This window comes from Psychrobacter sp. WY6, assembly GCF_018448495.1.
Taxonomy (GTDB): Bacteria; Pseudomonadota; Gammaproteobacteria; order Pseudomonadales; family Moraxellaceae; genus Psychrobacter.
The window spans coordinates 329,638-347,405 of record NZ_CP049902.1 but is presented as its reverse complement, the minus strand read 5'-3'; the positions used below and the strand labels follow the sequence as shown (position 1 = coordinate 347,405).

Here is a 17,768-nt window from a genome sequence, read left to right as displayed (position 1 = left end):
ATCAAAGCTTTTGCTCTTATGCGGTAATTATAAAGAAGTAGGGCGGCGCTCTAATACTTCATCAACCAGACCGTATTCTTTGGCTTCTTTCGCATCTAACCAAAAGTCACGCTCAACGTCTTTTTCAATTTTCTCTAATGGTTGACCAGTACGTTCTGCCAAAATCTCATTTAAACGGGCACGCGTTTTTAGAATTTCACGCGCATTAATTTCGATATCGGTTGCTTGACCTTGCGCGCCGCCTGAAGGCTGATGAATCATGACACGAGCATTGGCAAGAGAGTAACGTTTGCCTTTTTGACCAGCCGCGAGCAAGAACGAGCCCATGCTATAAGCACCGCCCATACAGATGGTTGACACTTCAGGTTTGATGAAGTTCATGGTATCAAAGATTGCCAAGCCTGCACTCACTGAGCCGCCTGGTGAATTGATATACAAGTGAATATCTTTATCTGGGTTTTCTGCTTCTAAAATAGCAACTGTGCAACAATCAGATTGGCCATATGGTCTTCGACTTGACCAGTCAAAAGATAACGCGCTCACGCAATAGACGCGAGAAAATATCAAACGAGCGTTCACCGCGAGAGGATTGTTCAACGACCATTGGCACTAATGCTGCATGCGCAGCTTGAGGGGCGCTTTGGGTATATTGCATGCCTTGTGCGTCATTGTGCGCACTCATCAGCATATCAAAATGTGGGTTGGCAGTGATGCGATCATAATCTGTCATAAAGATGTCCTGTTTATAAGTACATAAAATAAAGGGATTGAAGCTAGCGAGCGGCTACGCTTGTAGGGCTGCTCATCATGCTAGATGTTGCCGCTTTTTAATAATATTCGCTGGCTGAAATAATAAGCGCCAGATATCGCTAAATAATTGAGCTAATGGTAACTTTTTTATTGAGGCAATAGTAACTTTTTCATGTGAAAAATAATTTTCTATTTATAACATGAGTGCTATTAATAAAATGATTGACTCACTATTAATAAGGCGTCTGTAACCATTTATCAAGGGGCTTGGTTATAAACTGTCCATAAAGATAGCATATAAATCCCCAATAAAAATGCCCTAACACATATGTTAGAGCATTGCGTTAGAGCATTATGTTAGAGCATGTTTAGATTGAGATTAGCAATTTGCCATTGAATGGCAAATTGCTAAGTTATCTCACTAAATTACATGCCTTGCTGCTGTTGTTGCTGTGCAGCTAGCAAGTCTTGGTAGCTAACTTCTTTGTCAGTTACTTTACCTTGCTCGATTAAATAATCAACTACTTGGTCTTCTAGTACTACAGACTCAATGTTCGCGCGCTGCTGCTTGTCATTGGTGTAGTATTCGATGACTTCGCTTGGATCTTCGTAGTTTTCAGCGGCTTCTTTGATGAAACTTTCAACGCGTTCTTGATCGACTTCTAAGCCTTTGGTATCGATAACACGAGCAACGATGATGCCAAGACGGGCAGCACGTAGCGCTTGCTCTTCAAATAGCTCATTTGGTAGCATGTCTTTATCGAAGCTATCAGCATTGGCACCGAACTGCTGAGAAAAACGTTGCATCATCATGTTGCGTTGACGCTCGATTTCTTGCTCTAGCATAGCGTTTGGTACGTCAAACTCGTTCTTTTCTAGCAATGCGTCAAAAGTCGCTTGCTTAACTTGGCTACGAGCCGCGTTTTTGATTTCGCGTTCCATGTTTTTGCGAACGTCTTCTTTCAACTTCTCAACGCCGCCTTCTTTCACACCGAATAGCTCAAGGAACTCTTCGTTGATTTCTGGTAGCTTAGATTTTTCAACCAATTTTACATTGATTTTGAACTGAGCTTTTTTACCAGCTAAGTTTTCAGCTTGGTAATCTTCTGGGAAAGTGACGTCGATAACTTTCTCTTCGCCAGCTTTCATGCCTTTGATACCCGCTTCAAAACCAGGAATCATCTGGTTGCTACCGATAACCAGTTTGAAGTCTTCAGCAGAACCGCCTTCGAATTTTTCGCCATCGATAGAGCCTTCAAAGTCAAAAGTTACTTGATTGCCTTTGTCCGCTTTACCTTTTTTCTCAACGAATTCTTCACGTTGCTTTTGTAGGTTTTCGATCATAGTGTCAACGTCTTCTTCACTAACTTGTGCAGTGTGACGCTCAACTTCGATCTCATCGATACCTTGTACGTCTACTTCTGGGAAGATTTCAACAGTGGCTTGATAAACCAAGAAATCATCTTCAAGTTTTACGTCGTCGATGTTAGGCATGCCAACTGCGCGGATGTCTTCAGATTTGATCGCTTCAAAAACGGTATCACGGATCACATCGTTGATAACTTCTTGTTGAATGCCAGCACCGTACTGTGAACGGAATGTGACATAGGGACGTTACCTTTACGGAAACCGTCAATCTTGGCAGTTTTCGCAACTTGGCGAATACGACCTTCGACTTTGTTTTGAATTTTTTCGACAGGTACTTTAACTGTCAATTGGGTTTCTTTATTAGATAGCTTGTTGGTTGTGACTTGTAAATCTGTAGCCATGTTAATTACACCTTTAGGATTAAATAGTACGTTTGATTAAATAGTACTTAGGGTTAAATGGTAATAGACAAACCGTGCCTCAAATTACGGGCGTGTATCATGGGTTGCCGTTGGAATAAATAGGGGATAGCGATAGCGCGCAATGTCAAAGTCAGTACCTTGAGCAATCGCCTTTGGTCACCACTGGCGCTGACTGATACTAAAATGTGAAACGGTTATCTTAGTAATAGGCGCTATCAGATATCAATCATAAACCGTTAATGCACCGCATAATAACGCTTTTTGGTGAATTATACAGACAAATAACGGCTTTCAACAAAATTTTAAAAGTAGAACAGTATAATCTATCTGTTTATTAAAGTAAAAATTATCTCTTTATCGTCCATTCACTTTGAATCTGCTACATCGTCAATCTCGCTTAAACTACGATTTTTACCTCTGCGCTAGACTTTCTTGTATTAGCATTAATAGCTAAAGGAATAAATTGAATCCACTATAAGATTTAAGGGTTATCTACAACGGCAACTGCGTCAATAATTGCTGAATCGCTTGCCCCCGATGACTAATGCTATTTTTATCAGCAGCACTTAAGCTCGCGGCGCTAGCTTGCAACTCTGGCAACCAAAACAGCGGATCATAACCAAAACCGCCGTCACCATGCGCTGTCTCTAATATCTCACCCTGCCACAGACCTTGCGCGATAATCGGTAGCGGATCATCAGCATGGCGCACCATCGCCAGTACGCAAACAAATAATCCTTTAATAGGCTCGTTAGCGTGCTCAGTACGAATAGGTTGCAAATCAGCGATGAGTTTGGCGTTGTTTTTGCCATCATTGCCATGCTCACCAGCATAGCGAGCAGAATAGATGCCGGGTGCATTACCTAATACTGGCACACATAGTCCTGAATCATCTGCAATCGCAGGTAGACCACTAATTCGACTGGCATGACGTGCTTTGATAATGGCGTTTTCTACAAAGCTCAACCCATCTTCTATCGCATCGTCAATATTGAGCTGACCTTGCGGGATGATCGTCACATCCAAATCTGCCTCGGCAAACAGCCTTTTAAACTCAGCCAGTTTGCCTTTATTATTACTGGCGAGCACCCATTGATTATCAGGGGTCGATTGGGTAGAGGAGCGTGAGGTATTCGTGGTGCTCATAGGGTTATTCCGTTATGTCATTATTAAGAATATGGTTAGTGAAAGTATCATTGTTGAAAGTATGATCGGTTTTTAAATTATATCGGTATCTTAATGCCAATTTCATCAGTTTATCAGTCAGCTAAGTGCCTAGCACGATTGGCATGCTAAGGCATTCTGCGCTTAGTCTATAGACAACCAAAGGCTATACTAACAGTGTTATCCATAACATTTGGTAACTGATATTTGTCGCCACTGTTGCTATAATAGCCGCCAAGCTACCGTGAATGATATCTTATGGCTTGTGAATATTAAGAATAAATGCTTATGAAGTCAAGCACTTGGCTTTTGAGCAAACAGTAACAAAAGTAAGTTAATTTTGGATTCATAATAATACGTGATACTGTGTTAAACAATAAACGGTATTAAGCAATAACATTCATTTCAAACAATAAACTCAGCCAATTTAGTCCGCCATTTTATCGTGTTCTTTATGATGTAAAAATAGCGTAAAATTCAGTTTCTATAATGAGTTTTTATCAAATGACGGCTAAAAACAGCAAGGATAAAATAACTATGTCAAACATTACTTTACCAGAGCTACCATACGCAAAAGACGCACTAGAGCCACATATCAGTGCCGAGACGCTAGAGTATCATCACGACAAGCATCATAATGCCTACGTGACTAAGCTCAACGAATTGCTACCAGGTTCTAGTCTAGACAAAACATTGCCAGAAATCATCGTAGCAACTGCTAAAGATGACAGCAAGCAAGGTATGTTCAACCAAGCAGCCCAAGTATGGAACCACACGTTCTATTGGAATTGCATGACGCCAACCAATGGCGGCGGCGAACCTACTGGTGATCTAAAAGGCAAAATCGAAGAAGATTTCGGTAGCTACGACAAGTTCCGTGAAGAGTTCAAAAATGCAGCATTGACTCAGTTCGGTTCAGGTTGGGCATGGCTAGTCGCTGATAAAGTCGGTGGCAAACTGTCTATCGCCAAACGGCTAACGCTGATACCCCCTTGCACATGATCAAATCGCGGTATGACTTGTGATGTATGGGAACATGCGTACTATATCGATTATCGTAACCGTCGTCCTGATTATGTTGACACGTTCCTAGACAAGCTAGTGAACTGGGACTACGCAAATGCGAATATAAAGGTCAAGATGCTGGTGTTGAAGAGTAATCTTTAACCACTAAGCATTTGATTAATAAAAAAGGACGCTGAGAGGCGTCCTTTTTTTTGTTTGATTCATTCTGATAATATTACTTCTGCCAACTTATCTGCAATTTCTTCAATACTACTCATTGAGGTATTCAGTGCAACCTTATCTGCTAAAGCTGGGCTAAAACTCATCACTTCATTCTTTGTTACTTTATGCCAGATAGGAAGAATCATTTTGTGGCCATCCATTTCTCTAGCTACCATTGAATCTAACTCATATTGAGTCCAATTTTTCGAACAAAAAGATGAAGATAAGATGACTGTACCAAATCTAGAGTTTATGAGACCATGGTCTATATTTTTTCTTAAGCTATCACCAACTCTTAAAGTAAACTCATCATACCAAACCTTCACACCTAAATTTTCTAATGTTTCGGCTAACGGTCGTACAAATTCTTCCTTATCCTCAGAAGCATGTGAAATAAATAAATCGTATTCGACTACTTGTAATGATTTATCCATTATGTATTCGCCTACTACTATATGTTGCGTTCGAGAAGTTCTTTGAATTTCATCTTGCAACTTAGTTTGAAAAGCTATTTGTTCTTTTCGCTGTTGCTTTTCTAATGCTAATAATTTCTTACGCTCTTTTTCTTCTTCTTTTGCTAAGTCTTGTTTGAGTTTTAGTATAGTCAGTTCTTTTTAAATAAGATACAATCGTTTTAAAACAAGCGAAATGGCAGAATAACAAATGACCTATTCAGCAGATTTTCGAGCACAAGTGATTAAAAGTGTCAAAAACAAAGACATGAGTATCCGTCAGGCTTGTACTTTTTATAATATTAGCAAAACCGCATTACAGCGCTGGCTCAAAGATTCAAGTATCAAACAAACCCGGAATAAACCACCGACTAAAATACCGAATGAAGCACTCTTAAAAGACGTTGAACAACATCCAGATGACTATTTATATGAGCGAGCTAGGCGATTCAACTGTAGTAAGACCGGCATGCACAATGCTTTAAAACGCCTAGGTATCAGTCAAAAAAAGACCTTAGAGCATCCAAAAGCCTGCCTGATAAAAAGAGCGTCGTATCAGAGTAAGCTTGATAGCTTTACACAGCAAGGCTATCCCATTGTGTATATGGATGAAAGCGGCTTTGAGGCTGAAACTATAAGACCTTACGGATACTCACCGATAGGCAAACCCTGTATCGACAGCTTCAACTGGCAAGCAAAAAAGCGCACTAATGTCATCGGTGCTTTGTATAAAAAGATGCTGTTTGCGCTTGATTACTTTGAACAAAATATCAACAGCCATATATTTTGACTGGTGCAAGTTCACGCTAATTCCAAGTCTCAAGACTAAATGCGTGATCGTTATGGATAATGCCCGCTTTCATAAGAGCAAGCGTATTCAAAAACTACTGAACAGGCACGGTCATCGTGTTCTATGGCTGCCACCCTACAGTCCTGATCTAAACCCCATTGAAAAGAAATGGGCTCAAGCTAAGTTTCTACGCCAAGGGTGGATGGAGAATAATCTGCCTAAGCTATTTCAGGATTGGGCTGTATTTATTTATTGTGAACTGACTATATCTTGGCATTTTTTGCTGCTTCTACCTTAACTAAGGCAGCTTTTTTAGTTTGAATTTTCGATATTTCATTTAATTTCCGCTGAATTTCTCCATGTTTTGTTTTAAGCGCACTCTCAGCGGTATTCTTGGTTATAGATTTCTGTATAGAGTTGATTCTATTTGAACAAGCTGTTTCTTTCTTGGTTTCTAAACTAATTTTATGGGTAGCATCAGCTAGCTCTTTTTGGGTTCTTATAAGATTGCTACTAATTGTAGAAATTGACATTTCCCCTCCGATTTCAAATTTGTAATAGTGGTTTTAGACGCTAACTTTCATAGTAAATAGTGTATTAAATTAAAACTGTATATTTAATTTAATTTCACCCATGCTACACCTATTTTATATATCAGTGTATTACGCTGCTCAAAAATTACAGCACTTCAAACCCAAACTTACCCAACGCCTCTCTAAGCATCGCAATATTGTAATAGGCATGGGCGTTGACGGTATTTTGAAAGAAGATATATAGCGTATCAAAATGCTGACGCTGATTGGCAATCGCTTGCGCCCAGTCCTGCATTTCCGCCTCGCTATAGCGATAATCATGGCGGTCAGCAGCGCTCATCGCATCCCACCAGTTTAGGTTATTACCATGCATGCGCAGATAGCCCGTGCGCTCGGTAAATATCAGCCGTGACGGCGGTAAACCACTGACTTTGGGATAATCAACGCTACACCAAATCAGACCTTGTTTGACAAAACTATCGACCACTTGCGGGGTATGCCAACCATTATGACGAAACTCAACGGCTAGTGGATAATCTTGAAACCAACTGACAAGGTTTGCCAGATATAGACGATGCTCGCGGGTACGATCAAAGCCGTGTGGGAATTGCAGTAGTAATGGCGCGAGAGCGTTGGCTTCGATAAGTGGAGTTAGAGCAGTAATAAATGCTTGCGCGTGTTCGGCTGTGCCCTTGCGCGCATGAGTAAAGTCTTGATGGAGCTTGACCGCGAACTTCAATTCACTGTCTGCTTGCACGTAGGCCTTATTGACCATACCGGCAAAGGCTTTTTGTCCGATGGGCGCGTAAAAAGTGCTATTAATCTCGACCGCGCCGTATTGCTTGGCGTACTCGCGTAAGAAGTCCGTTTTCTTTGTGCCCGTTGGATACAGCGTACCGCACAAGTCGGTATCGCTATAGCCACCAGTACCGAGATAAATACGCGGGATAGGGTTACTGTCCATGTTGACCACTCATTACCGTTCTTTAGTGATTAAATTTTTGGCTATTTTTTACGTGCCCATAGCCATTCTATTAATGCCAGTAAAGCATCATTGTTTGCGTCATTACCAAGCTCGCTACTGCTTGGTTTATGATGACTCAGTTCACGAATGATTGCCGCGCGTCCATCATTAAATAGCGATTGCGCATAGCTGGTCGCGTCTTCGACACCCATCAATTTCACATAGGTAGATTTGTCTAATTTTTCATCGCTGCCAGCAGGTTTGCCAAGGGTATCGGTGCTGGTGGTGACGTCTAAAATATCGTCTTGAACCTGAAAGGCGAGACCAATATGCTGGGCGCATTCCTGTAATGCCATACGCTGTGGAGCGGTCGAACCAGCACAGATACCGCCCATAAGCATAGCGGCTTCAATCAATGCACCTGTTTTATCACGGTGGATAGCTTCTAGATCGCTTTGTGAAATATTAGCACTAGCCTCAGCGTTCAAGTCAAGCATTTGACCAGAAACCATACGCCGTGCACGTGGCGCAAATATTGCGATGAGCTGGCTGGCGATAGCTGAATCAAAGGGTACAAAAGTGGGCAACTCCGCGGTCAATACTTCAAAGGCTAATGTTTGCAATACGTCGCCAGCGAGTAGGGCGGTCGATTCTTCAAAGACGATATGAGCCGTTGGCTGACCACGGCGCAAGTCATCATCGTCCATACATGGCAAGTCATCATGTACCAATGAATAGGTATGCAGCAGCTCCACCGCCAATGCCGCACGGCGCGCCATATCATAATCGGAGTCGTTTTCTAATAGCGACTCCAAATCGCTATTTTGCTGAATTTGCTTAGCTTCTTTATCAGGGTTTTTATCAGCATCGTTTGTATTATCATTAATATTAGTGTGATTAACACTGTCAAAGGCACTGGCAACCAATAGTGGACGCACCAATTTACCTTGACCAGTCATCACATAACGACAGGCATCAAGCAGCGGGCTTGGCAGTTTGGCATACGCAAACAGCACGTCGATATCTTGTGCAAGTTGCGCGCGCACGGCGCTATGAAATTGCTCGGTGTTGTTATTAAAGCTAGTAAAAGATACAAGTCTTGAAGGCATAAGGCTTTCAGGTATAAAGCTTGGCGTAGAAGAAACAGTCATAACCCAACCATTTATCAGGTGAATAATAAAAATATCGCTAGTGTAGCATGATAGATTATATAGCTTATGGGGTGAGCATCATCAATGCCATATTTTTGCAGCTTACTGTTAAAAATTGTATTAAGCACTCCGAAATAATGCAACAAGCCCTCGTTACGTATTGGTGATTTAACTTAGTTAGTGGATATGTTTTGATAAAGAATCACGTTAAGCGTGTGACGGCGTGTGAGGATAAGCATCTGTCATTATAATCTTTAAAAGACGAATTTTTAGTATACAATTTCAGTATACAAACCGTCACTTAAAGCACATTACTAGTCAGGTAAAGGGCTGCTGCTGATTTAAGAGTGACTTGTGAGTATGGTATTAGCTTGTGACAGTTAGGGGCATAATCCCCTACACTAATTGGCGTAAAAATGATCTGATAATTTAGGGCTAGAGGTTTGCGTGCTTATTTCAGCGAAAAATTTGCTCAACTCTCAGTCCATATTTTTAATGTTAGTATGTTCAATATCAGTACTGGTCACAATATATAAATGAAGCGCCGTATTCACTTGTGCTAACGCGGTAATGTTAAGCATAAAAAATGAATATAACCATGAGCGCTGGATAATAAAGACATCTTCACTGCTTACTCTACTGACTTTATAACACAGTATATTGGCAGTGTTATTACTCGTTTTACTAACAATAACTGGCTATGACCTTTAATTTTAAAACTTTTAATTTTAAAACGTAGCTTTCGTTATATAGCAAGGAGTTTCAAATGGTATACCAAGGAAATCGCATCACGGTGACAATGCTAGAGGATGGCATCGCCAACATGCAGTACAACGCCGAAAATGAGAGCGTGAACAAGTTTGATGCTGAAACCAATAAGCAATTTGGTGAAGCGGTTACTGCTTTAGAAAAAGCCGACGACGTCAAAGGTTTAATCGTGACCTCAGGTAAAGGCGTCTTTATCGCTGGTGCTGATATCACAGAATTCGTTGGCTCTTTTAAAAAGCCAGAAAGCGAGATTAAAGATTGGGTCGTAGGTATCAATGACGCCTTTAACCGCTTTGAAGACCTGCCTTTCCCGAAAGTAGCGGCCATCAATGGCGCGGCACTTGGCGGTGGTTGTGAGATGACCTTGGTTTGTGAATATCGCGTCATGAGCGACAAAGCCATCATAGGTCTACCAGAAACCCAACTGGGTATCTTCCCAGGTTTTGGTGGTACGGTTCGTACGACGCGTGTGATTGGTATCGACAATGCGCTTGAGCTGATTGCGACTGGTACACCAAAGAAACCACTTGATGCGCTAAAACTGGGCTTGGTTGATGCGACTGTTGCTGCTGATGATTTGCAAGATGCTGCCATTGACCTAGTCAAAAAATGTATCTCAGGTGAGCTTGATTGGAAAGCGAAGCGCGAAGAGAAGCTGAATCCAGTTAAATTGAATCAGCTTGAGCAAGCGATGGCGTTTAACAGCGCTAAAGGTATGATCTTTGCCAAAGCCAATCCTAAGCAATATCCTGCGCCAGCACTTGCTATCGCTGCGATGGAAAAACACGTTAACTTACCACGTGATAAAGCAATCGAAGTAGAAGCGGCTGGTTTTGCAAAAGCGGCGAAAACCCCACAAGCAGAAAGCTTGGTCGGTTTATTCTTAAGCGATCAGTTGGTTAAAAAATTAGCCAAACAGCACAGCAAAAAAGCACATGAGATCAATGAAGCAGCTGTACTAGGCGCTGGTATCATGGGCGGCGGTATCGCTTATCAGGCAGCCAGTAAAGGCTTGCCAATCATTATGAAAGACATCAAGTCTGAGCAATTAGACCTTGGTATGGGCGAAGCCAGCAAGTTACTCGGTAAAATGGTAGATCGCGGCAAAATGACCCCAGCAAAAATGGGTGAAACCTTAAGCCGTATCCGTCCTACTTTGAACTATAGTGATTTTGCTGAAACTGATATCGTTATCGAAGCAGTGGTAGAAAATCCAAATGTGAAGCGTGCGGTATTAAAAGAAGTTGAAGGCTTAGTAAAAGACGATTGTATCTTAGCGTCAAACACTTCGACCATCTCTATTACTTTCTTGGCTGAAGCACTTGAGCGTCCAGAAAACTTCGTTGGTATGCATTTCTTTAACCCTGTACACCGTATGCCATTGGTTGAAGTTATCCGCGGTAAGAAATCCTCTGAAGAAGCGATTGCGACTACCGTTGCGCTAGCGTCTAAAATGGGCAAAGTGCCTGTTGTCGTTAACGATTGCCCAGGTTTCTTAGTCAACCGTGTGCTATTCCCATACTTTGGCGCCTTTGACTTACTTCTTAAGCAAGGTGCTGATTTTGCTCATGTCGATAAAGTCATGGAAAAATTCGGCTGGCCGATGGGTCCTGCTTATCTAATCGACGTGGTTGGTTTAGATACGGGCGTACATGGCGCAGAAGTCATGGCAGAAGGTTTCCCTGACCGCATGAAGCCTGATTATAAAGGCGCGATTGAGCTTTTATACGAAAACAAACGCTTAGGTCAGAAAAACGGCGTTGGTTTCTATAAGTATGAAATGGACAAACGCGGCAAGCCAAAGAAAGTTGCCGATGAAGCCACTTATGAGCTACTAAAAACCACCACAGATAGCGAAAAGCAAGAATTTGAAGATCAAGCGATTATTGACCGCACTATGCTGGCTTTCTGTAATGAGACCGTCCGTTGCCTAGAAGACAACATCGTTAGCACGCCATCAGAAGCCGATATGGCGATGATTATGGGCGTTGGCTTCCCGCCATTCCGCGGTGGACCTTGCCGTTATATCGACCAAATGGGTCTAGATAACTACTTGGCACTGTGTGAAAAATACGCATACCTTGGCAAAGCCTATGAAGCGCCGCAAAAGATTCGCGACATGGCAGCAGCAGGCGAGACCTTTTACGCCACCGCGTAATGGGTAGTCATTACTAGGATGAAGTGCCGTACGTGTGCTGTTTGAGGGTGAGAGCTATTAATCTATTTATATTTAATGGCACTATTTTTTAATAACAAATCTTTAATAGCACACGTACGATTATAGTTGGCTTCATTTAATGCTAGTACAAGGAAATCGAGCGCAGAGGTACGTATTGTACTTCAAGTGAGATTGACGAAGTAATAGCATTGAAATGGGCTGACTACACTGACAATAAAAATTGAAAAGGAAGATAGTATGACAATCTTAAGTCCAAAAGACGTGGTCATCGTAGATGGCGTACGCTCAGCGATGGGTAAAACCAAAAACGGTATGTTCCGCCATGTCCGCGCTGATAGCATGTCTGCCGAATTGGTACGTGCATTGGTTGAGCGTAACGACTTTGACACACGTGACGTCGAAGACATTATCTGGGGTTGTGTCAATCAGACACTAGAGCAAGGCTTAAACATCGGTCGTAACATCGGCTTGCTTGCTGGTATTCCAAAGACTGCTGGCGGTCAAACCGTTAACCGTCTGTGCGGCTCATCTATGCAGGCGCTACATACTGCTGCTGCCCAAATCATGACCGGTCAAGGTGATGTTTTCATCATCGGTGGTGTTGAGCATATGGGTCACGTCGGCATGATGCATGGCGTTGATCTTAACCCTGAAGCGTCAAAGCATTATGCTAAAGCCTCAAACATGATGGGCTTGACCGCTGAAATGCTTGGTCGCATGAACAATATCACTCGTGAAGAGCAAGATGCCTTTGGTCTTGAGTCGCATCGCCGTGCATGGGCTGCGACCACCGAAGGTCGTTTTGACAATGAAATCATCGGTATCGAAGGTCATGACGAAGCGGGTCGCTTGCAACTATGTACTGTCGATGAAGTGATTCGCCCTGATGCGACGATGGAGCAAATGCAAAAGCTACGTCCAGCCTTTGATCCAGTAGGCGGTACAGTAACTGCTGCTACCTCATCTGCACTATCTGATGGTGCATCAGCAATGTTAGTGATGAGCGCGCAAAAAGCTAAAGAGCTAGGTCTAAAGCCACGTGCTCGTATTCGTAGCATGGCAGTCGCTGGTTGTGATGCTGCTATCATGGGTTATGGTCCAGTACCTGCGACGCAAAGCACTTAAGCGTGCTGGCATGAGCCTCGATGATATGCAAACCATCGAGCTAAACGAGCATTCGCAGCGCAAGTCTATCAGTACTAAAGCATTGAATTTGACGGATAAGCAAGACATCGTCAACATTAATGGTGGCGCGATTGCATTAGGTCATCCACTGGGCTGTTCAGGTGCTCGTATCACGGTTACTTTGCTTAACGCTATGGCAGTCGGATACTGAAATCGGTCTAGCGACCATGTGTATCGGTCTTGGTCAAGGTATCGCGACTATTATTGAGCGTGTTTAAGTTTTAGCTAAGCTAATATTGTTGATTAATATGTTTTAATATCTTGTAAGATGAGCGCCTCTAACTTAATGTTGGAGGCGCTTTTTTTTGGTTTAAGTCATAGTAATGAAAGGTAGAGTATAAATGGCACATCATAAATCGTCAGATAAGAAGCGCTTAGATTTAGAGGTGTTTAAGTTAAAAATGCGCTATATCTTTCTTCCTTTTTTAGGTTTTATTATTGGCGCCATTTTATTCTACAACATCATAAGATGGATGTTGGACATCTGTCTAGGGATATGGCCTCTAAAAGATACGGTCTGGAACTTAATTATCCCAATAATTATCAGTGTTATTTTAGTGCTTGTCATAATGCGATCAAGGATTAGACTGCTACGATTTGAATTATTTGATGATAATAGCGCTAATGTATTTTACTTGGTGATGATACTTGCTTTATTTCCGCCTATATCAATCAGTCAAGCTTACTTATATGAAGCAGCATATGACATTATTGATATAAGTAATATAAGTGATATTAAATTATATCCAAAACAAAAATACTTCCAATTTGATAATAAAAGTGTTGAGAAACAAGGGGTTGTTTCTTACTTCAATACTAGGGAGATGGGGAAATCTAGACAAGAGTTAAAAATATACTTATATTTTGCTACTCCTTTTTATGGAGATAAAGATATCTGGTGGGGACAGGCTTTTACTAAGGTTATTGATAATGATCTTGAAGAAAAAGAGAAAGTTCAACAAATAGAAAATTTTAAAAAGATTTCTAGACAACAATATGCAAATGAAGAGATATCTACTGCTGATTATTTTGAAAAATTGCAAAACTCAGATACTAAGCATGGTTATTTAGAAGCGATTAGATTGTCAGGTCAGCAACATATTAATGACCCAATAATACTTGTATCTCAGTTGGGCACACTTAACGAAAAAGCATATAAAGAGTTAGCAAAATTCTTTAGGTTTTTTATCATTGGCATGTTTATTTGCTTACTATTAGTCTTAAAAGCAACGATTGATAAAAAAGCATTTCAACAGTTTAAGGTACGCTAGATTTGTGGTGATAGGGCATGGATAATAATAAGCAAAGCCAGTATAGGTATAAGGAAAAATAGAAGCAGAAACAAAAAAGAGTAAGCAAAAGGGATAAACAGAAGCAAATACAAAGCCTAAGCGCTAAAGAATCGATCAAGCTAAGACTAAAGCAAGTATTCTTGCCATATTTAGGTCTTAGTATCTTGTCCATTCTGCTTTTTGGGGCTTTACGCTGGTTGCTTGATATTTATCTAGATGTTCTACCTTTAAAGGAAGGCTACTGGGATTTTGGTATTCCGCTCCTTTTATCTGTTTCAGTCGTTAGTATTTGTATGTGGCCGAGGTACGAGCTTTTGACCTTAAAGTGGGTTAAGCGTAGTAGTTCAGGCTACTTTTTTATAACGATGGTTTTAGCATTAGTGATACCGCTCGTTCTCAGCCAAAACTATTTGTCCAAAGCAGCTTACGAGGTCATTGAAGTAGATAGCCTGAGTGATATTCGTTACTATCCAAAACAAAAGTACTTCAGAGTGGATAATTTTGAGCCACTCAAATTAAAGAGCGTTTCTTATATAGAAACACAAGTAGTCAGTGGACGATATTTTGACTCAAAACTGCATATTGATTATTACATTGCCACGCCATTTACCGCCGCTGATAATATTTGGCTAGGTACTACCACACGAAATACGATAATCGTGCAGACCAAAGTATTAAAGACCATCAATACTCAGCGTTTATTAACGACTCGCGCCATCAGTACGAAGCCAAAGACCTCTCTACTATCAGCTACTTTGAGAAACTTAAATCATCAAATCAGAGAAGTGGTTACTTACACACGGTTTCTACGGCTAATAGGCAATCTAATTTGCCACCCTTAATATTGAAGCCAGAAACGGGATTACTTGCTGATAGCTTAGATCGTGATTTTGTTTGGGGGTTTGGTTCATTTTTTATTGGTATGGTGCTGTGCTTGTTGCTCGTTCTCGCAGCAGAGTTTGATAATCAAGAAAAGAAAGGTACACAAAAACATATCAAAAACAAAAGCCTGTAAAAAAACGTGCACCAGTAAGTGATGTATCAAAAAGCCTAGTAGTTTGGTTTAGAAGTAATAAAGAGCGACCTGTGACCTTGGTGTTAATACTGACCTGTATAGGTACATTTATACTGACCGTATTCATGGGTATGGATATCATTGACCCTTTATCTAGACAGGTAAATAGTGTAGGTGGGTTGACGATGAACGCGCTGCAAGCTGGTAAGTATTGGCGGGTAGTGACATCGCTTTTCGTACATGTAGGAATTATGCATTTAGTAATGAGTCTGGGGATGCTTTTTGCGACAGGTTATATTTTGGAAAAAGTATTGGGTTCTTTACGTTTTTCGATGGCCTTTTTTATATGTGGTATTTTCGCTAATGTTTTAGGGGTACTATATTTTGATATGGACATGGCAGGTGTCTGGGGTGCTACATTTGGCTTGTTTGGTATCGCGATACCGTTGGTGGCCTTTAAGATTTTTAATAAAAAATATCGAGAGCTATTCGGCGGTACTATCGCTGCGATATTAATCATTACTTTAACCAGCATGTTCTTTGCATTTATAAACACGCTCAGTTATATGGTGTATTATCTTTTAACCTTGTGTTTTGGTATTGTTTTCGGTGTGGTCATAGTCATGACTCAAAAACAGTCGTTATTAAGGAATGCTAGACGCCATATATAGTTATTGGCTACTCTTCATTAAGAAACTATATCAAGCAGTATGAATCAAACGTGATGAATTGTTATTAATCATTATTAGAGACTATCTCCATTGACGCCCTCAGCAAACTATGACTAAATAAGAGTAAGGCTAATAAAGACAATATCAATGATAAAATTAACATAGCCTTTAACAATAAAGTCAGCCGTACAAGGAGTGTGCCATGTCTACTATGATTACCGATCGTACCTATCGAATCGCTCGCGAAAATACCCAAGCGATGATAATCGATGTTCAAGAACGCTTAACACCGCATATTTATGACCATGAAAACATCGTCAAAAAAACAGTGACGCTTATTAAGGGTCTGCAAGCACTGAATATTCCTATCATGCTCAATGAACAGTATAAAAAAGGGCTCGGCGATACGCTACCTGAAATACGCGAGGTGTTAGAAGGCGATAACGCCAAAAGCTTTGAAAAGGTCACTTTTAGCGCTTGTGATAATGATGATTCGTGGCATTATTTAGCGCAGCAAAATCGAAGTATTGTTTTGTTTTGGCTTGGCGTAGAGACACATGTCTGCGTACTACAAACAGCGCTTGATTTGCTAGATAATGGTATGCAGCCCGTCATCATTGGTGATGCGGTCGGTTCGCGTTTTCCATATGATAAAAAGCAAGCAATTCGCCGTATTCGCCGTGCTGGTGGCGTGATTACCACGGTTGAAACCATTCTGTTTGAGTTATGCCGAAGTAGTCAAGACCCTGCTTTTAAAACCATTAGTAACTTGATTAAATAGTTATTTTACTCAAAATAGAACCGATATAGTCAAAGAAACATAAAACCGATACGATTGTATTATGGTGCTACTGGTACAAATTTTACTTGCTTGCTGTATTCACAGAGGCTGCGAAAATTTTATCCCAGCAGCACTGTAGCGATTTAAAAATACTTTGACTATAGCGCTTACTCACATAAGCGCTATTTTCTTTTTTATAGTGGTGTTAATTAGCTATAGGTTGGTATGCTCTTTTATAGCGCTCATAAAATGTATAATATACTTATGCGTAAAGGTAAAATGAAGCGCTATATATCGTAGAAAAATTAAGAGAAAATTTATGCCATCAACCAAACCCCTTTTATTAACCAACTCAACGCTTGCCTCAAACATTGATATAGATCATGTTACTCATTTCTTATTAGAGCTTGATGCGCTTAAACGTATCAATCGTCGTAGTTATGTGACGCATACCACACGCAAAGAAAACTCTGCCGAACATTCATGGCATTTAGCCATGGCGTGCTGGTCTATCGCTGAACAGTTCGAGCTAGATGTCAATCATGAAAAACTACTCAAGATGGCATTGGTACATGACTTGGGTGAGATTGACGCTGGCGATACATTTTTATTCGCAAACAGTCGTAGCGAGGCGCACATTGAAGAACGTGCGGGCATTGCTCGATTGCAAGCTGAGCGTGGCAATGGCATCATGGATTTAAATGAGATTTGGGAAGAACAGGAGACGGGTAGTAGTAAAGAAACCCAGCTGCTTAAAGTGGTTGATCGCTTATTGCCTTTTTTATTGAATTTAAATACCAATGGAAAAACGTGGATTGATGCTAACGTCACGTGCTCGCAAGTGACTGCAGCACTTGCTTTTATCAAAGGCAGCTTTCCTCCCATTCATGATTGGCTATCAAAAAATATCGACTATGCGACCCAGCAAGGATGGTTGGTTGATGCTTAAGCAAAGCCATCATTTTGCCGTTTACATGTTTGCAAATATTTGTATTCTTTAAATATTAAAGCATTTAGAATTAACTAAATGAGCGGTTAAGTACTTATATAGAGAGA

At 41.0% G+C, this 17,768-nt stretch carries 12 protein-coding genes and 5 pseudogenes; 10 read left to right on the top strand and 7 right to left on the bottom strand.

Going from position 1 to position 17,768, the window contains the following annotated elements; all coding sequences use genetic code 11:
- Positions 1-27 precede the first annotated feature (27 nt).
- The 3 genes and pseudogenes from clpP to rdgB all read right to left on the bottom strand — a co-directional run bounded on the left by clpP (position 28) and on the right by rdgB (position 3,686).
- Positions 28-655, bottom strand: a pseudogene (gene clpP / locus G7Y90_RS01695) (ATP-dependent Clp endopeptidase proteolytic subunit ClpP).
- A 521-nt stretch (positions 656-1,176) separates the two neighbouring features.
- Positions 1,177-2,519, bottom strand: a pseudogene (gene tig / locus G7Y90_RS01690) (trigger factor).
- Between the two features lie 513 nt (positions 2,520-3,032).
- Positions 3,033-3,686 (bottom strand): RdgB/HAM1 family non-canonical purine NTP pyrophosphatase, encoded by a 654-nt coding sequence (gene rdgB / locus G7Y90_RS01685; protein WP_250163225.1) that lies wholly within the window; start codon positions 3,684-3,686, stop codon positions 3,033-3,035.
- A 507-nt stretch (positions 3,687-4,193) separates the two neighbouring features.
- On the opposite strand from rdgB, the pseudogene G7Y90_RS01680 reads away from it, so the two are divergent.
- Positions 4,194-4,871 (top strand): annotated as a pseudogene (locus tag G7Y90_RS01680) (superoxide dismutase).
- 59 nt (positions 4,872-4,930) lie between these two features.
- Here the strand turns inward: G7Y90_RS01680 and G7Y90_RS01675 are convergent.
- The gene (locus tag G7Y90_RS01675) at positions 4,931-5,365 is read right to left on the bottom strand and encodes a TIR domain-containing protein (RefSeq protein ID WP_250163224.1); all 435 of its coding nucleotides are present in this window, start codon (positions 5,363-5,365) and stop codon (positions 4,931-4,933) included.
- A gap of 229 nt (positions 5,366-5,594) precedes the next feature.
- On the opposite strand from G7Y90_RS01675, the pseudogene G7Y90_RS01670 reads away from it, so the two are divergent.
- Positions 5,595-6,471, top strand: a pseudogene (locus G7Y90_RS01670) (IS630 family transposase).
- On the opposite strand, the gene G7Y90_RS01665 reads toward G7Y90_RS01670, so the two are convergent.
- The 3 genes from G7Y90_RS01665 to G7Y90_RS01655 all read right to left on the bottom strand — a co-directional run bounded on the left by G7Y90_RS01665 (position 6,437) and on the right by G7Y90_RS01655 (position 8,821).
- Positions 6,437-6,706, bottom strand: coding sequence for a hypothetical protein (locus G7Y90_RS01665; RefSeq protein ID WP_250163222.1), 270 nt, complete (start codon positions 6,704-6,706; stop codon positions 6,437-6,439). The pseudogene G7Y90_RS01670 and the gene G7Y90_RS01665 overlap by 35 nt on opposite strands.
- A gap of 145 nt (positions 6,707-6,851) precedes the next feature.
- Positions 6,852-7,670 carry a DUF72 domain-containing protein gene (locus tag G7Y90_RS01660; RefSeq protein ID WP_250163221.1) on the bottom strand — a complete coding sequence of 273 codons (819 nt, stop codon included), beginning with the start codon at positions 7,668-7,670 and terminating at the stop codon, positions 6,852-6,854.
- Positions 7,671-7,711: 41 nt separating this feature from the next.
- Positions 7,712-8,821, bottom strand: coding sequence for a polyprenyl synthetase family protein (locus G7Y90_RS01655; RefSeq protein WP_250163220.1), 1,110 nt, complete (start codon positions 8,819-8,821; stop codon positions 7,712-7,714).
- A 766-nt stretch (positions 8,822-9,587) separates the two neighbouring features.
- Here G7Y90_RS01655 and fadB point away from each other — a divergent pair.
- The 8 genes and pseudogenes from fadB (at position 9,588) to G7Y90_RS01615 (ending at position 17,661) form a co-directional block, all read left to right on the top strand.
- Positions 9,588-11,747 carry a fatty acid oxidation complex subunit alpha FadB gene (gene fadB / locus G7Y90_RS01650; RefSeq protein WP_250163219.1) on the top strand — a complete coding sequence of 720 codons (2,160 nt, stop codon included), beginning with the start codon at positions 9,588-9,590 and terminating at the stop codon, positions 11,745-11,747.
- A gap of 258 nt (positions 11,748-12,005) precedes the next feature.
- A pseudogene (fadA, locus tag G7Y90_RS01645) lies at positions 12,006-13,171 on the top strand (acetyl-CoA C-acyltransferase FadA).
- Positions 13,172-13,294: 123 nt separating this feature from the next.
- Positions 13,295-14,224 carry a hypothetical protein gene (locus G7Y90_RS01640; RefSeq protein WP_250163218.1) on the top strand — a complete coding sequence of 310 codons (930 nt, stop codon included), beginning with the start codon at positions 13,295-13,297 and terminating at the stop codon, positions 14,222-14,224.
- A gap of 185 nt (positions 14,225-14,409) precedes the next feature.
- A complete protein-coding gene (locus G7Y90_RS01635; protein ID WP_250163217.1) occupies positions 14,410-15,087 on the top strand; it encodes a hypothetical protein in 678 nt (225 codons plus the stop codon).
- Positions 15,075-15,260 (top strand): hypothetical protein, encoded by a 186-nt coding sequence (locus tag G7Y90_RS01630; RefSeq protein ID WP_250163216.1) that lies wholly within the window; start codon positions 15,075-15,077, stop codon positions 15,258-15,260. Before G7Y90_RS01635 ends, G7Y90_RS01630 begins: the two co-directional genes overlap by 13 nt.
- A gap of 71 nt (positions 15,261-15,331) precedes the next feature.
- A complete protein-coding gene (locus tag G7Y90_RS01625; protein ID WP_250163215.1) occupies positions 15,332-15,931 on the top strand; it encodes a rhomboid family intramembrane serine protease in 600 nt (199 codons plus the stop codon).
- Between the two features lie 202 nt (positions 15,932-16,133).
- Positions 16,134-16,712, top strand: coding sequence for an isochorismatase family protein (locus G7Y90_RS01620; RefSeq protein ID WP_250163214.1), 579 nt, complete (start codon positions 16,134-16,136; stop codon positions 16,710-16,712).
- 319 nt (positions 16,713-17,031) lie between these two features.
- The gene (locus tag G7Y90_RS01615) at positions 17,032-17,661 is read left to right on the top strand and encodes an HD domain-containing protein (RefSeq protein ID WP_250163213.1); all 630 of its coding nucleotides are present in this window, start codon (positions 17,032-17,034) and stop codon (positions 17,659-17,661) included.
- Positions 17,662-17,768: the final 107 nt, after the last annotated feature.

What these genes read in the sequence shown, in the direction of transcription:
- G7Y90_RS01675 (WP_250163224.1), bottom strand. Translation starts at nt 5,365, where the DNA reads ATGGATAAATCATTACAAGTAGTCGAATACGATTTATTTATTTCACAT.
- G7Y90_RS01665 (WP_250163222.1), bottom strand. Translation starts at nt 6,706, where the DNA reads ATGTCAATTTCTACAATTAGTAGCAATCTTATAAGAACCCAAAAAGAG.
- fadB (WP_250163219.1), top strand. Translation starts at nt 9,588, where the DNA reads ATGGTATACCAAGGAAATCGCATCACGGTGACAATGCTAGAGGATGGC.
- rdgB (WP_250163225.1), bottom strand. Translation starts at nt 3,686, where the DNA reads ATGAGCACCACGAATACCTCACGCTCCTCTACCCAATCGACCCCTGAT.
- G7Y90_RS01660 (WP_250163221.1), bottom strand. Translation starts at nt 7,670, where the DNA reads ATGGACAGTAACCCTATCCCGCGTATTTATCTCGGTACTGGTGGCTAT.
- G7Y90_RS01640 (WP_250163218.1), top strand. Translation starts at nt 13,295, where the DNA reads ATGGCACATCATAAATCGTCAGATAAGAAGCGCTTAGATTTAGAGGTG.
- G7Y90_RS01615 (WP_250163213.1), top strand. Translation starts at nt 17,032, where the DNA reads ATGCCATCAACCAAACCCCTTTTATTAACCAACTCAACGCTTGCCTCA.
- G7Y90_RS01655 (WP_250163220.1), bottom strand. Translation starts at nt 8,821, where the DNA reads ATGACTGTTTCTTCTACGCCAAGCTTTATACCTGAAAGCCTTATGCCT.
- G7Y90_RS01620 (WP_250163214.1), top strand. Translation starts at nt 16,134, where the DNA reads ATGTCTACTATGATTACCGATCGTACCTATCGAATCGCTCGCGAAAAT.